The sequence below is a fragment of the Aquabacterium sp. G14 genome (genome assembly GCF_037482285.1).
Taxonomy (GTDB): Bacteria; Pseudomonadota; Gammaproteobacteria; order Burkholderiales; family Burkholderiaceae_C; genus Aquabacterium.
The window spans coordinates 70,755-86,042 of the sequence record NZ_JBBEYB010000013.1 but is presented as its reverse complement, the minus strand read 5'-3'; the positions used below and the strand labels follow the sequence as shown (position 1 = coordinate 86,042).

The following is a 15,288-nucleotide window of genomic DNA, read 5'->3' as shown; positions in this document are numbered from 1 at the left end:
CACGTTGACCACGGCAAGACCACCCTGACGGCTGCCATCACCACCGTTCTGGCCAAGAAGTTTGGCGGCTCCGCCAAGGCTTACGACCAGATCGACGCGGCTCCTGAAGAAAAGGCCCGCGGCATCACCATCAACACCGCTCACGTTGAGTACGAAACGGCCAACCGCCACTACGCTCACGTGGACTGCCCTGGCCACGCCGACTATGTGAAGAACATGATCACCGGCGCCGCCCAGATGGACGGTGCGATCCTGGTGTGTTCCGCTGCTGACGGCCCGATGCCCCAGACCCGCGAACACATCCTGCTGTCGCGTCAGGTGGGCGTGCCTTACATCATCGTCTTCCTGAACAAGGCTGACATGGTGGACGACGCCGAGCTGCTGGAACTGGTCGAAATGGAAGTGCGCGAGCTGCTGTCCAAGTACGACTTCCCCGGCGACGACACCCCGATCATCAAGGGTTCGGCCAAGCTGGCTCTGGAAGGCGACACTGGCGAGCTGGGCGAACAAGCCATCATGAAGCTGGCCGACGCTCTGGACAGCTACATCCCCACGCCTGAGCGCGCTGTGGACGGCACGTTCCTGATGCCTGTGGAAGACGTGTTCTCGATCTCGGGTCGCGGCACCGTGGTGACCGGCCGTATCGAACGCGGCATCATCAAGGTCGGCGAAGAAATCGAAATCGTCGGTATCAAGGCCACCCAGAAGACCACCTGCACGGGCGTGGAAATGTTCCGCAAGCTGCTGGACCAAGGTCAAGCTGGCGACAACGTCGGTATCCTGCTGCGCGGCACCAAGCGTGAAGACGTGGAACGCGGCCAAGTGCTGTGCAAGCCCGGCTCCATCAAGCCGCACACGCACTTCACCGGCGAAGTGTACGTTCTGAGCAAGGACGAAGGCGGCCGTCACACCCCGTTCTTCAACAACTACCGTCCTCAGTTCTACTTCCGCACCACCGACGTGACCGGCTCGATCGAGCTGCCGGCCGACAAGGAAATGGTGATGCCTGGTGACAACGTGTCGATCACCGTCAAGCTGATCGCCCCGATCGCCATGGAAGAAGGTCTGCGTTTCGCCATCCGTGAAGGCGGTCGCACCGTCGGCGCCGGCGTGGTTGCCAAGATCATCGAGTAATCGTTTCATCTGACTCGGTTGTCGGTATAGGGGTATAGCTCAATTGGCAGAGCGTCGGTCTCCAAAACCGAAGGTTGTAGGTTCGATTCCTACTGCCCCTGCCACCCTCTCCGAGTCCTGAAACTGACGCTGTTACACGGCAGCCCGCAGATCTGCAAAGGTTTGCGGGCTTTGCCGCCTCAATCATCACGTTCATGTCCAGTACGCAAATCGAAACCGTCACGACGGGGGCCGACAAGGCCAAGCTGGCTGCCGCCGGTCTCCTGGTCGTTGGGGGTGTGGCCACCTTCTATCTGCTGGGTCAGCAGTCCCTGTGGCTGCGCGTTATTGCGCTGCTGGTCCTGATCGCTGCCGGCGTTGCGGTGTTCTTCACATCGGCACAAGGCAAGGAACTTGTGGCCTTTGGCCAAGATGCCCTCAAGGAATTGCGCAAGGTCGTGTGGCCGACGCGCCCTGAGGCCACGCAAATGACCTTGTATGTCTTTGCATTCGTGGTGGTCATGGCCCTGTTTCTGTGGTTGACCGACAAGACCCTGGAATGGGTGCTCTACAGCCTGATCCTGGGCTGGAAGCAGTGATTCTTGGCATACACAACACAAGGCTGAACCCATGAGCGACGTCCACACCGCCCCCGCCACCACCGCACCGCTGCGTTGGTATGTGGTGCACGCCTACTCCGGCATGGAGAAGGCCGTTGAGCGCAATCTGCGCGAGCGCATTGACCGTGCTGGCATGCAGGATCAGTTCGGTCGCATCCTCGTGCCCACCGAAGAAGTCGTCGAGGTCAAGAACGGCAAGAAGTCCGTGACCGAGCGCCGTTTCTTCCCCGGCTATGTGCTGGTCGAAATGGTCATGAGCGACGACACCTGGCACCTGGTGAAGAACACCTCCAAGGTGACCGGTTTCGTCGGCGGCGCCAAGAACCGTCCCTCCCCCATCTCGGAAGACGAGGTCATGAAGATCGTCAACCAGATGAAGGAAGGCATCGAGAAGCCGCGTCCCAAGGTCGAATGGGAAGTGGGCGAAGTGGTTCGCGTCAAGGAAGGCCCCTTCACCGACTTCAACGGTTCGATCGAAGAAGTCAACTACGACAAGTCCAAGCTGCGCGTCTCGGTCACGATCTTCGGTCGTGCCACCCCGGTCGAGCTGGACTTCGGTCAGGTCGAAAAGATCTGATCTCGGATCCGGCCTTCGCTCAGGCACTTGCCTGATGAGGGGCGTTCGATCCATAATGCTAGATTCTGCTCGGACTTGAGCATGGGCGGCGCCAAGACGCGAGTCTTGCGCCGCTTGAACATGTCCCGTGTCAGGCGCGAACGAGACCGCGTCAAGAGGAGCCAGGAAGTTCGTTTTGAACAAGCCTGGCGTTTGACTCAACCGTACTGACGTGGCCGTCGGGCGGTTCTAGGAGAAAGTTATGGCCAAGAAGATTATCGGCTTCATCAAGCTGCAAATCCCGGCTGGCAAGGCGAACCCTTCGCCTCCGGTCGGTCCCGCGCTGGGTCAGCGCGGCCTGAACATCATGGAGTTCTGCAAGGCGTTCAACGCCCAGACCCAAGGTGTCGAGCCCGGTCTGAAGCTGCCCGTGGTCATCACGGCGTACGCTGACAAGTCCTTCACCTTCATCATCAAGACGCCGCCCGCGACCGTCCTGCTGAAGAAGGCTGCCAAGATCGAGAAGGGTTCGCCCCGTCCTCAGTCTGACAAGGTCGGCAAGCTGACGCGCGAACAGCTGGAAGAAATCGCCAAGACCAAGCAGAAGGACCTGACCGCTGCCGATCTGGACGCTGCTGTCCGCACGATCGCCGGTTCGGCCCGTTCGATGGGCATCATCGTGGAGGGTGTGTGATCATGGCCAAGCTGACCAAACGCCAACAAGCTTTCGCTGGCAAGGTGGAAACCACCAAGCTGTACGCCATCGAAGAAGCCCTGACCCTGATCAAGCAAGCTGCCGTTGCCAAGTTCGATGAGTCCATCGACGTGGCCGTGCAACTGGGCGTGGACGCCAAGAAGTCTGACCAGGTGGTGCGTGGCGCTGTCGTGATGCCCAACGGCACCGGCAAGACCAAGCGCGTGGCCGTGTTCGCCCAAGGCGCCAAGGCTGAAGAAGCCAAGGCCGCTGGTGCTGACATCGTCGGCATGGAAGACCTGGCCGAACAGATCAAGGCTGGCAACATCAACTTCGACGTGGTCATCGCCTCGCCGGACACGATGCGCATCGTCGGTACCCTGGGTACCGTGCTGGGTCCCCGCGGCCTGATGCCTAACCCCAAGGTCGGCACCGTCACCCCTGACGTCGCCACCGCTGTCAAGAACGCCAAGGCTGGCCAGGTCCAGTTCCGCGTTGACAAGGCCGGCATCATCCACGGCACCATCGGCCGTCGCTCGTTCGACGACGACAAGCTCAAGGGCAACCTGGCTGCGTTGCTCGACGCCCTGACCAAGCTGAAGCCTGCTTCCAGCAAGGGCGTGTACCTGCGCAAGGTCGCCGTCTCGTCCACCATGGGTGTGGGCGTGCGCGTTGACGTGAACAGCATCACCGGCTGATTGTCGCAAGACACCGTCATGCCCTCGCGGCATGACCGGACCCACGCGAGTCTGGCGTGAACGTCCGTACCACATTGGTGGGCTGAAGCCCCGTGGCATGCCACAGGGCTTCAGGCTATCAAAGACCGTAGGCGCTGCGGCGCACGCTTGTTCCAGGTGTGTCGCGGCTTAATGCACTGCCTACGCAGATGGCGTACCCGCTGTTGAAGGTTTCCTGGCTGCCCTGCGGTGGCCTGGGTTCCGAGACAGAAGGTCGCTGAAACTGGGTGTGCCCGGAGGTCAACTCCCTGTGGAGTGAGCCCAAAGGGCATGTTTGAAGGAGTAGACCTTGAGTCTCAATCGCAACGAGAAAGAAGCCGTCATCGCGGAAGTGGCTGCCCAAGCGGGCAAGTCGCAGACGCTTGCACTGGCTGAGTACCGCGGTCTCACGGTGGCTCAACTGGATCAGCTGCGCAAGAACGCTCGCGCCCAAGGCGTGTATCTTCATGTTCTGAAGAACACCCTGGCACGTCGCGCTGTTGCTGGCACCCAGTTCGAAGTCGCTGCCGAGTCCATGAGCGGCCCGCTGATCTATGGCTTCTCTGAAGATGCCGTGGCAGCTGCCAAGGTGATCGCTGACTTTGCCAAGGGCAACGACAAGCTGATCATCAAGGCTGGCGCTTACGCCGGCAAGGCCCTGGACGCCGACGGCGTCAAGGCCCTGGCCTCGATCCCCAGCAAGGAAGTCCTGCTGGCTCAGATCTGTGGCCTGCTGCAATCGCCGGTGTCGGGTCTGGCCCGCGTGCTGGCCGCTCTGGGCGAGCAAAAGGGTGGTGGCGCAGCCGCTCCCGCAGCCGCCGAAGAGGCAGCTCCGGCTGCCTGAGCGATCGCTTCGTACTGTATTCACATTTAACCGATTTTAGGAACCCAAAATGGCATTCGATAAAGACGCATTCCTGACCGCCCTGGACAGCATGTCCGTGATGGAACTCAACGAGCTGGTCAAGGCCATCGAAGAGAAGTTCGGCGTGTCCGCTGCCGCCATGGCTGCTCCCGCTGCTGGTGGCGCTGCTGCCGGTGGTGCTGCTGCTGAAGAGAAGACCGAATTCAACGTCGTCCTGACCGACGCTGGTGCCAACAAGGTGTCCGTCATCAAGGCCGTGCGTGAAATCACCGGTCTGGGTCTGAAGGAAGCCAAGGACCTGGTTGACGGCGCTCCCAAGAACGTCAAGGAAGGCGTTGCCAAGGCTGACGCTGAAGCCGCTGTCAAGAAGCTGGTCGAAGCTGGCGCCAAGGCCGAGCTCAAGTAATTCCACGGCCCGCCTCGTGCGGGTCATCGGATCAGAGGCTGCTCTCCGTCAGGAGGGCAGCCTTTTGGTGTCTGAGGAATTCGTTCTGCCAGAACAGCCGAGAAACCCGCCGGTGTTACACTGACGGGTTTCTCGAGTGTTCTCTGAACCGACTGCGGAGAACCGGTTTGGTCGAGCCCGGGTGCCATCCACAATGGCGTCGGGGTTGTCAGCCAGCGGTTGGTAGTGGCCAACCACCAAGCCTCGGGTGCAATGCCCGAATGGCCAGTCGCCGAACAACGGACCGTTTCCTTGGCCGGGAGATGGTTGGAATTCGAAGCGGGACACCGGTTTTGGTGCCCGAAACGGAGAGTTTATGGCGCAAGCAACCCCCTACAGCTACACCGAGCGCAAGCGGATTCGCAAGAGCTTTGGCAAGCGCGGCAGCGTACTGAACGTGCCTTATCTGCTGACGATGCAGAAGGATTCGTACGTCGCATTCCTGCAAAAGGATGTGCCGCCCCAACAACGCAAACCCGAAGGCCTGCAAGCCGCTTTCCTCTCGGCGTTCCCCATTGTTTCGCACAATGGCTTCGTCGAGATGAAGTTCATCGAATACAACATCGCCAAGCCGGCGTTCGATGAGCGCGAGTGCCAGCTGCGGGGTCTGACCTTTGCGTCGGCCGTGCGTGCCCGCCTGCAGATGATCATCTACGACCGCGAGACGTCGACGCCGCAGTCCAAGGTGGTCAAGGAAGTGAAGGAACAAGAGGTCTACATGGGCGAAGTGCCCCTGATGACCGACTATGGTTCCTTCATCATCAACGGTACCGAGCGCGTCATCGTGTCGCAGCTGCACCGTTCGCCGGGCGTGTTCTTCGAGCACGACAAGGGCAAGACCCACTCGTCGGGCAAGCTGCTGTTCAGCGCCCGCATCATCCCCTACCGTGGCTCGTGGCTGGACTTCGAATTCGATCCGAAGGACCTGCTGTACTTCCGCGTGGACCGTCGCCGCAAGATGCCGGTGACGACCCTGCTGAAGGCCATTGGCATGAACAACGAGCAGATCCTGGAAACCTTCTTCCAGTTCGATCAGGTCAAGCTGATGGACGCCGGCGCGCTGCTGGCTTTCGTGCCTGAGCGCTTCAAGGGTGAAGTCGCCCGCTTCGACATCATCGACAAGTCCGGCACGGTCATCGTCGAGAAGGACAAGCGCATCACCGCGCGTCACACCCGCCAACTGGAGCAGTCCGGCACCACGCACCTGAGCGTGCCCGAAGACTTCCTGCTGGGCCGCGTGCTGGCCAAGAACCAGATCGACCCCGACACGGGCGAGCTGATCGCCAAGGCCAACGAAGAGCTGACCGAGTCGCTGCTCAAGAAGCTGCGCTCTGCCGGCATCCTCGACCTGGAACTGCTGTTCACGAACGAGCTGGACCAAGGCGCCTACATCTCGCAAACGCTGGCCACCGACGAAACGGCCGACGAGCTGGCCGCCCGCGTGGCCATCTACCGCATGATGCGCCCTGGAGAGCCGCCGACCGAAGACGCCGTGCAGGCCCTGTTCCAGCGCCTGTTCTACTCGGAAGACACGTACGACCTGTCGCGCGTGGGCCGCATGAAGTTCAACGCCCGCGTGGGCCGCGACGAAAGCACCGGCGCCATGGTCCTGTCCAATGAGGACATCCTGGCTGTCGTCAAGATCCTGGTCGAGCTGCGCAATGGCCGCGGCGAAGTCGATGACATCGACCACCTGGGCAACCGTCGTGTGCGTTGCGTCGGCGAACTGGCCGAGAACCAGTACCGCTCCGGTCTGGCTCGCATCGAGAAGGCCGTCAAGGAACGTCTGGGCCAGGCCGAGACCGAAGCCCTGATGCCGCACGACCTGATCAACTCCAAGCCCATCTCGGCGGCTTTGAAGGAGTTCTTCGGTGCGTCGCAGCTGTCGCAGTTCATGGACCAGACCAACCCCCTGTCGGAAATCACGCACAAGCGTCGTGTCTCCGCCCTGGGCCCGGGTGGTCTGACCCGCGAACGTGCAGGCTTCGAAGTCCGCGACGTGCACCCGACCCACTACGGCCGCGTGTGCCCGATTGAAACGCCTGAAGGCCCGAACATCGGTCTGATCAACTCGCTGGCTCTGTACGCCCGCCTCAACGAGTACGGTTTCCTCGAAACCCCGTACCGTCGTGTGGTGGACGGCAAGACCACGATGCAGATCGACTACCTGTCGGCCATCGAAGAAGGCAAGTACGTGATCGCGCAGGCCAACGCCTCGCTCGACGCCGAAGGCCGCCTGATCGACGAGCTGGTCTCGGCCCGTGAAAACGGTGAATCCGTGCTGACCAGCCCCGAGCGCATCCAGTACATGGACGTGGCCCCGACGCAGATCGTGTCGGTCGCGGCCTCGCTGGTGCCCTTCCTGGAGCACGACGACGCGAACCGCGCGTTGATGGGCGCCAACATGCAGCGTCAGGCCGTGCCTGTGCTGCGCCCTGAGAAGGCCATGGTCGGTACCGGCATCGAGCGCGTTGCCGCGGTCGACTCGGGCACCGTGGTGGTCGCCAAGCGTGGCGGCGTCGTTGACTATGTGGACACCAACCGTGTGGTGATCCGCGTGGCCGACAACGAGACCGTCGCCGGCGAAGTGGGTGTCGACATCTACAACCTGATCAAGTACCAGCGTTCCAACCAGAACACCAACATCCATCAGCGTCCCATCGTCAAGCGCGGTGACGTGGTGGCCAAGGGTGACGTGGTGGCCGACGGCGCATCGACCGACCTGGGCGAACTCGCTCTGGGTCAGAACATGCTGATCGCCTTCATGCCCTGGAACGGCTACAACTTCGAAGACTCGATCATGATCTCCGAGCGCGTGGTCGCCGAAGATCGCTACACCTCGATCCACATCGAGGAACTGGTCGTGATGGCCCGCGATACCAAGCTGGGCTCTGAAGAAATCACCCGCGATATCCCGAACCTGTCGGAAAACCAACTGGCCCGTCTGGACGAGTCCGGCATCGTGTACGTCGGTGCCGAAGTCGGTCCCGGCGACGTGCTGGTCGGCAAGGTGACGCCGAAGGGCGAAACCACCCTGACCCCGGAAGAGAAGCTGTTGCGTGCCATCTTCGGCGAGAAGGCGTCCGACGTGAAGGACACCTCGCTGCGCGTGGACCAGGGCACGTCCGGCACCGTCATCGACGTGCAGGTCTTCACCCGTGAAGGCATCCAGCGTGACAAGCGCGCCCAGCAGATCATCGACGATGAACTCAAGCGCTTCCGCCTGGACCTGAACGACCAGCTGCGCATCGTGGAAGCCGACGCCTTCGACCGGATCAAGAAGCTCTTGATCGGCAAGGTGGCCAATGGCGGCCCGAACAAGCTGGCCAAGGGTTCGACCATCGACGAGGCCTACCTGGCATCCGTCGAGAAGTTCCACTGGTTCGACATCCGTCCGGAAGACGGCGATCTGGCCAACCAGCTGGAAAGCATCAAGAACTCGCTGGAGCAGACCCGCCACAGCTTCGACCTGGCTTTCGAAGAAAAGCGCAAGAAGCTGACCCAAGGCGACGAGCTGCCCGCTGGCGTGCTCAAGATGGTCAAGGTTCACTTGGCCGTCAAGCGTCGCCTGCAGCCTGGCGACAAGATGGCCGGCCGTCACGGTAACAAGGGTGTGGTCTCCAAGATCGTTCCGATCGAAGACATGCCTCACCTGGCCGATGGCACCCCGGCTGACATCGTGCTGAACCCGCTGGGCGTGCCTTCGCGGATGAACGTGGGTCAGATTCTGGAAGTCCACCTGGGCTGGGCCGCCAAGGGCATCGGTCAGCGCATCGGCGACATGCTGCAGCGCGAGGCCGCCGTGGCCGAGATCCGCAAGTTCATGGATGAGCTGTACAACCAGTCGGGCGGCAAGTCGGTCGATCTGAACAGCCTGAGCGACGACCAGGTCATCGAGATGGCGGACAACCTGTCCAAGGGTGCCACCTTCGCGACCCCGGTGTTCGACGGTGCCAAGGACTCAGAAATCCGCGCCATGCTGCAACTGGCTTACCCCGCCGACATCGCCAAGGCCAAGGGCCTGACGCCGACGCGCACGCAAGCCACCTTGTACGACGGCCGCACCGGCGACGCCTTCGAGCGTCCGGTGACCGTGGGTTACATGCACTTCCTGAAGCTGCACCACTTGGTCGACGACAAGATGCACGCCCGCTCCACCGGTCCGTACTCCCTGGTCACGCAGCAGCCGCTGGGTGGTAAGGCGCAGTTCGGTGGTCAGCGCTTCGGTGAAATGGAAGTGTGGGCCCTGGAAGCGTACGGCGCGTCCTACGTGCTGCAGGAAATGCTCACGGTCAAGTCCGACGACGTCAATGGCCGTACCAAGGTTTACGAGAGCATCGTCAAGGGCGAGCACTCGATCGAAGCCGGTATGCCCGAGTCGTTCAATGTGTTGGTCAAGGAAATCCGTTCCTTGGGCATCGACATCGAACTTGAACGTAACTGATTTAAGGAATAGGAGCGCCCCATGAAAGGTTTGCTGGACCTGTTCAAGCAATTCACGCCGGATGAGCATTTCGATGCCATCAAGATCGGCCTGGCCTCGCCCGAGAAGATCCGTTCGTGGTCTTTCGGCGAAGTGAAGAAGCCTGAAACCATCAACTACCGTACGTTCAAGCCCGAGCGTGACGGCCTGTTCTGCGCCAAGATCTTTGGCCCGATCAAGGACTACGAGTGCCTGTGCGGCAAGTACAAGCGCCTCAAGCACCGCGGCGTGATCTGCGAGAAGTGCGGCGTCGAAGTGACCCAGACCAAGGTCCGTCGTGACCGCATGGGCCACATCGAACTGGCTGCGCCTTGCGCCCACATCTGGTTCCTGAAGTCGCTGCCGTCGCGTCTGGGCCTGGTGCTCGACATGACGCTGCGCGACATCGAACGCGTGCTGTACTTCGAAGCGTACGTGGTCGTGGACCCCGGCATGACCCCGCTGAAGAAGTTCAGCATCATGTCGGAAGACGATTACGACGCGAAGCGCGCCGAGTACGGCGATGAGTTCGAAGCCCTGATGGGCGCCGAAGGCATCCAGAAGTTGCTGGCCGAGATGGATCTCGACGTCGAGATCGACAAGCTGCGCAACGACATGACCGGCTCCGAGCTGAAGGTCAAGAAGAACAGCAAGCGCCTGAAGGTCATGGAAGCCTTCAAGAAGTCGGGCATCAAGCCCAACTGGATGGTGCTGGAAGTGCTGCCCGTGCTGCCGCCGGACCTGCGTCCGCTGGTGCCGCTGGACGGCGGCCGCTTCGCGACCTCTGACCTGAACGATCTGTATCGCCGCGTCATCAACCGCAACAACCGTCTGGCTCGTCTGCTGGAGCTGAAGGCCCCCGAGATCATCGTGCGCAACGAAAAGCGCATGCTGCAGGAATCGGTGGACTCGCTGCTGGACAACGGCCGTCGTGGCAAGGCCATGACCGGTGCGAACAAGCGTGCCCTGAAGTCGCTGGCCGACATGATCAAGGGTAAGAGCGGTCGCTTCCGTCAGAACCTGCTGGGTAAGCGCGTCGACTACTCCGGTCGTTCCGTGATCACCGTGGGCCCGACCCTGAAGCTGCACCAGTGCGGTCTGCCCAAGCTGATGGCCCTGGAGCTGTTCAAGCCCTTCATCTTCGCGCGTCTGGAAGCGATGGGCATTGCCACGACCATCAAGGCGGCCAAGAAGGAAGTCGAATCCGGCACACCGGTGGTCTGGGACATCCTGGAAGAGGTCATCAAGGAACACCCCGTGATGCTGAACCGTGCGCCGACGCTGCACCGTTTGGGCATCCAGGCGTTCGAGCCCGTGCTGATTGAAGGCAAGGCCATCCAGCTGCACCCGCTGGTTTGCGCGGCTTTCAACGCCGACTTCGACGGTGACCAGATGGCCGTTCACGTGCCGCTGTCGATCGAAGCCCAGATGGAAGCCCGCACGCTGATGCTGGCCTCCAACAACGTGCTGTTCCCCGCCAACGGCGAACCCTCCATCGTGCCGTCGCAAGACGTGGTGCTGGGTCTGTACTACGCCACCCGCGAGCGCACGAACGGCAAGGGCGAAGGCATGGTGTTTGCCGACATCCCCGAACTCCAGCGCGCGCTGGACAACGGTGTGGTCGAGATCACCGCCAAGATCAACATCCGTCTGACCGAGTACACCAAGGACAAGGCCACGGGCGAGTTCATCCCCGAAACCAAGCTGGTCGAGACCACCGTCGGTCGCGCCCTGCTGTCCGAGATCCTGCCCAAGGGCCTGCCTTTTGCGAACATCAACAAGGCGCTCAAGAAGAAGGAAATCTCGCGTCTGATCAACACTTCCTTCCGCAAGTGCGGTCTGAAGGAAACCGTGGTGCTGGCTGACAAGCTGCTGCAAAACGGCTTCCGTCTGGCCACGCGCGCTGGCATCTCGATCGCCATCGACGACATGCTGGTGCCCAAGCAGAAGTACGAGCTGATCGAGCACGCCGAGAAGGAAGTCAAGGAAATCGAACAGCAGTACGTCTCCGGTCTGGTGACGGCTGGCGAGCGCTACAACAAGGTGGTGGACATCTGGGGCAAGACCGGCGACGAAGTCGGCAAGGTCATGATGTCGCAGCTGTCCAAGCAAAAGACCATCGACCGCCACGGCAACGAAGTCGATCAGGAATCGTTCAACTCGATTTACATGATGGCCGACTCCGGCGCCCGTGGTTCGGCTGCCCAGATCCGCCAGCTGGCCGGTATGCGCGGCCTGATGGCCAAGCCTGACGGCTCCATCATCGAGACCCCCATCACGGCGAACTTCCGTGAAGGTCTGAACGTGTTGCAGTACTTCATCTCCACCCACGGCGCCCGTAAGGGTCTGGCCGACACGGCGTTGAAGACCGCGAACTCGGGCTACCTGACCCGTCGTCTGGTGGACGTGACGCAAGACCTGGTCGTGACCGAGGACGATTGCGGCACCGACCAAGGCATCGCCACCCGCGCGCTGGTCGAAGGCGGTGAAGTCATCGAATCGCTGCGCGACCGCATCCTGGGCCGCGTCCCTGCGATCGACGTGCTGCACCCCGAAACCCAGGACGTGCTGATCCCCGCTGGCACCATGCTGGACGAGGATGTGCTCGACGAGCTGGAAGCCGCTGGCGTGGACGAAGTCAAGGTCCGCACCCCGCTGACCTGCGCGACCCGTTACGGTCTGTGCGCCAAGTGCTATGGCCGTGACCTGGGCCGTGGCGGTCTGGTGAACGCTGGTGAGGCCGTGGGCGTGATCGCTGCGCAGTCCATCGGTGAACCCGGTACCCAGCTGACCATGCGTACCTTCCACATCGGTGGTGCCGCTTCGCGTGCCGCCATCGCCTCGAGCGTGGAAGCCAAGTCCGACGGCATCATCGGCTTCAATGCCACGATGCGTTACGTGACCAACGGCAAGGGTGAGCTGGTCGTGATTTCCCGTTCGGGCGAAATCATCATCACCGACCCGCACGGCCGTGAGCGTGAGCGTCACAAGGTGCCGTACGGCGCCGTCCTGACCGTCAAGGCCGACCAGACCATCAAGGCTGGCACGAACCTGGCGAACTGGGACCCGCTGACCCGTCCGATCATCACCGAGTTCGGTGGTACCGCTCGCTTCGAGAACGTCGAAGAAGGCGTGACCGTGGCCAAGCAGGTGGACGAAGTGACCGGTCTGTCGACCCTGGTCGTGATCGATCCGAAGCGCCGTGGCGCCGCCAAGATCGTGCGTCCGCAGGTCAAGCTGCTCGACGGCAATGGCCAGGAAGTCAAGATCCCCGGCACCGATCACCCGGTGACCATCGGCTTCCAGGTCGGCGCCCTGATCCAGGTGCGCGACGGCCAGGAACTGCACCCTGGTGAAGTGCTGGCCCGTATCCCCATCGAAGGTCAGAAGACCCGCGACATCACCGGCGGTCTGCCGCGTGTGGCCGAACTGTTCGAAGCCCGCTCGCCCAAGGACAAGGGCACGCTGGCCGAGATCACCGGGACCGTGTCCTTCGGTAAGGAAACCAAGGGCAAGGTTCGCCTGCAGATCACCAGCCCTGAAGGTCAGGTTTGGGAAGATCTGGTGCCCAAGGAAAAGAACATCCTGGTGCACGAAGGCCAAGTCGTGAACAAGGGCGAATCCATCGTCGACGGTCCGGCCGATCCGCAGGACATCCTGCGTCTGCTGGGCATCGAAGAGTTGGCTCGCTACATCGTCGACGAAGTGCAGGACGTGTACCGTCTGCAGGGCGTGAAGATCAACGACAAGCACATCCAGGTCATCGTTCGCCAGATGCTGCGCCGCGTGCAGATCGTCAACCCGGGCGACACCCACTACATCGTGGGCGAGCAGGTCGAGCGTTCGGAGCTGCTGGACACGAACGACAAGATGCGCGCCGAGGGCAAGATGATCGCCACGCACAGCGATGTGCTGCTGGGCATCACCAAGGCCTCGCTGTCGACCGACTCCTTCATCTCGGCCGCTTCCTTTCAGGAAACGACCCGCGTGCTGACCGAGGCTGCCATCATGGGCAAGCGCGACGAGCTGCGTGGCCTTAAGGAAAACGTCATCGTGGGTCGCCTGATCCCCGCTGGTACCGGCATGGCCTACCACCAGGCTCGCAAGGCCAAGGAAGAGATGGACGACAGCGAACGCCGCGCCATCGCCATGCAGGAAGCCCAGGAGCGCGCTGCGCTCGAACTGGCTGCCCTGGATGACGAAGCCGACGCGACCGCTGCCGAGGGCGATGCCGCAGCCGAGTAAGCTGCACGCCCCCGCCTGACAGCGCAAAGCGCCAGCGCCCTCAAGGGCCTGGCGCTTTTTTCATGGGCGGCGACAGCGTCGCTCAGGCGGTGGGGGCGCCCAGCTCTTGCAGGATGGCGACCAGCAGATGCCAGCAACGCGCCACCGAGGCCACGTCCACGGACTCACCGGGGGCGTGGGCCCCACGGATGGTCGGACCGAAGGAGACGATGTCCATGGCAGGGTATTTGGCCGAGATCAGCCCACATTCCAGTCCGGCATGGATGACTTGAACGTGCGAAGCCTGGTCGAATTCGCGTGCGAAGACCTGCTGGCAGGTGCGCAGCAGCGCCGAGTCGGGCCGCGGTGTCCACCCCGGGTACTGTCCAGCGCAGACCGCGGTGGTGCCCGTCAGCTGCCACAGGCTGACGATCTCCTGTGCCAAGGCGTGTGCCTGGCTGTCGCGCAGCGAGCGCACCATGAAGTTGCAGTGACCGCCCTCGGGCGAGACGCTCACCATGCCCAGGTTGTTGGAGGTCTCGACCACCCCGGGCACACTCAGGCTCTGGCGTTTGACCCCATGGGGCGCCGCCAGCAAGGTGTTCAGCCAGATCGCCTGCTCGTGCTGCGGCAGCAAGCCGGCTGGCCGCGCATCGTCTCGGTTGACCTCCTCGACCTGCAGACGCAGGCCTGGCTCCGCATCCGCCCACTCGTCGCGCAGCAGGGCGTGCCAGGCGGCCAGTTGCGTCTCCAGCACGGGTACCTGATCGGGGGGCAGGGCCACGATGGCGAAGGCCTCCCGCGGCAGGGCGTTGCGGGCCGTGCCGCCTTGCAGGCTCACCAGACGCAGGCCACAGGCCGGCGCCAGGGCGTGCAGGACGCGCACCAGCAGCTTGATCGCATGGCCGCGCCCTTCGTGGATGTGGATGCCGGAGTGTCCCCCGCGCAGCCCCCCCAAACGGATGCAGCGATGCAGATGTCCGGTGGGCAGGGGTTCGGCACAGGCGGTGCGGTCGACGTTGACGTCCAGTCCGCCCGCGCAGCCCAGGTAGAACTCGCCCCATTCTTCGGTGTCCAGGTTGAGCATCAGGCTGCCTTGCAGCAGGCCCGGCGCCAAGCCCTGCGCACCGCCCATGCCGGCTTCTTCGTCAACGGTGAAAAGCGCTTCCAGAGGACCATGCACCAACGTGCGGTCTTCCAAGGCCGCCAGCGCCAGGGCCACCCCGATGCCGTTGTCGGCGCCCAGGGTGGTGTCTTCGGCCCGTAGCCAACCGTCCTGCAGGACCGGGGTGATCGGATCACGCGAGAAATCGTGCGCCACCCCGCTGTTGGCCTGGCAGACCATGTCCAAGTGTCCTTGCAGGACCACACCGGGGCGATCCTCGCAGCCGGGGCTGGCAGGCTTGCGCACCAGCAGGTTGCCGGCCGCATCCACCTCGTGGTGCAGTCCCTGAGCCTGAGCCCACTGGGCCACATGCGCCCGCAAGACCGCCTCCTGCTTGGACGGGCGGGGGATGCGGCACAGGGTGTCAAAGTGGCGCCAGACCGCAGCGGGCTGGAGCGAGGCGAACACGGGATTCATGGTGGGGCGAT

At 62.5% G+C, this 15,288-nt stretch carries 10 protein-coding genes and 1 tRNA gene; 10 read left to right on the top strand and 1 reads right to left on the bottom strand.

Annotation, left to right across the window (positions count from 1 at the left end):
• From tuf to rpoC, 10 genes are all read left to right on the top strand, one after another.
• Positions 1-1,134 (top strand): elongation factor Tu (tuf, locus tag WIT60_RS13540; RefSeq protein WP_339584415.1); only part of this gene is annotated, 1,134 nt, incomplete at its 5' end.
• A gap of 28 nt (positions 1,135-1,162) precedes the next feature.
• A tRNA-Trp gene (locus tag WIT60_RS13535) sits at positions 1,163-1,238 on the top strand.
• Positions 1,239-1,328: 90 nt separating this feature from the next.
• The gene (gene secE / locus WIT60_RS13530; RefSeq protein WP_339584414.1) at positions 1,329-1,712 is read left to right on the top strand and encodes a preprotein translocase subunit SecE; all 384 of its coding nucleotides are present in this window, start codon (positions 1,329-1,331) and stop codon (positions 1,710-1,712) included.
• A 31-nt stretch (positions 1,713-1,743) separates the two neighbouring features.
• Positions 1,744-2,310, top strand: coding sequence for a transcription termination/antitermination protein NusG (nusG, locus tag WIT60_RS13525; RefSeq protein WP_339584413.1), 567 nt, complete (start codon positions 1,744-1,746; stop codon positions 2,308-2,310).
• A gap of 241 nt (positions 2,311-2,551) precedes the next feature.
• Positions 2,552-2,983: a 50S ribosomal protein L11 gene (gene rplK, locus WIT60_RS13520; RefSeq protein WP_339584412.1), complete on the top strand. Its 432-nt coding sequence runs from the start codon at positions 2,552-2,554 to the stop codon at positions 2,981-2,983.
• Positions 2,984-2,985: 2 nt separating this feature from the next.
• On the top strand, positions 2,986-3,681 hold the full coding sequence (rplA, locus tag WIT60_RS13515; RefSeq protein ID WP_320363603.1) for a 50S ribosomal protein L1: 696 nt from the start codon (positions 2,986-2,988) through the stop codon (positions 3,679-3,681).
• Between the two features lie 328 nt (positions 3,682-4,009).
• Entirely contained in the window at positions 4,010-4,543 is a 534-nt protein-coding gene (rplJ, locus tag WIT60_RS13510; RefSeq protein WP_339584411.1) for a 50S ribosomal protein L10, read from the top strand.
• Between the two features lie 49 nt (positions 4,544-4,592).
• Positions 4,593-4,970, top strand: a complete 378-nt coding sequence (gene rplL, locus WIT60_RS13505) for a 50S ribosomal protein L7/L12 (RefSeq protein WP_339584410.1) — start codon at positions 4,593-4,595, stop codon at positions 4,968-4,970.
• Between the two features lie 355 nt (positions 4,971-5,325).
• Positions 5,326-9,453, top strand: a complete 4,128-nt coding sequence (gene rpoB / locus WIT60_RS13500) for a DNA-directed RNA polymerase subunit beta (protein WP_339584409.1) — start codon at positions 5,326-5,328, stop codon at positions 9,451-9,453.
• A 21-nt stretch (positions 9,454-9,474) separates the two neighbouring features.
• Positions 9,475-13,716, top strand: coding sequence for a DNA-directed RNA polymerase subunit beta' (rpoC, locus tag WIT60_RS13495; RefSeq protein ID WP_339584408.1), 4,242 nt, complete (start codon positions 9,475-9,477; stop codon positions 13,714-13,716).
• An 82-nt stretch (positions 13,717-13,798) separates the two neighbouring features.
• On the opposite strand, the gene WIT60_RS13490 is transcribed toward rpoC, so the two are convergent.
• On the bottom strand, positions 13,799-15,277 hold the full coding sequence (locus WIT60_RS13490; RefSeq protein ID WP_339584407.1) for an aminoacyl-histidine dipeptidase: 1,479 nt from the start codon (positions 15,275-15,277) through the stop codon (positions 13,799-13,801).
• Positions 15,278-15,288 lie beyond the last annotated feature (11 nt).